At 50.0% G+C, this 442-nt stretch carries 1 pseudogene; it reads left to right on the forward strand.

Features of this window, described 5'->3' with window-relative positions:
- Positions 1–442 (forward strand): annotated as a pseudogene (locus HBA93_RS18675) (cellulose biosynthesis cyclic di-GMP-binding regulatory protein BcsB); the annotation flags it as partial.

Here is a 442-nt window from a genome sequence, read left to right on the forward strand (position 1 = left end):
CAAAACGCCTATAATGGCGTGCTGCAAGCATTCAATGCATCGGACAGTTTCCGGTTATTTCCTGGTAATGATGCAAAATACATCCCGTCAAAAGAGGTCTCAGTCCTTGCAGCACAGGGTGCTTCCCCGTCCGAGGACGGAGCGTGGACCGTCATAACAGCTCCGGATACGGTGTTGCTGCGTCAGGGCGCGGAGCAATTGGCATATCGTGCCAACTGGACAAAAATGAACGGACGCATCGCAGCCTATAATCACGACAAAAAAACTGTCGAGACACTGCCGGTTCAGAGAACCGAATTTCTGAAAACCCAGCCTCTGACATTTTTCAATCTGCGTCTGATTGCAACCAACTGGCTTTCCAGCAATGCCCTGTCTTATGTGGTGGTTTTGCTGCTGTCTCTTGTTGCGCTTGGTCTCTCAACATCTATGATGCTCTCACGTT

It is taken from the genome of Ochrobactrum sp. SFR4, assembly GCF_019730395.1.
Taxonomy (GTDB): Bacteria; Pseudomonadota; Alphaproteobacteria; order Rhizobiales; family Rhizobiaceae; genus Pseudochrobactrum.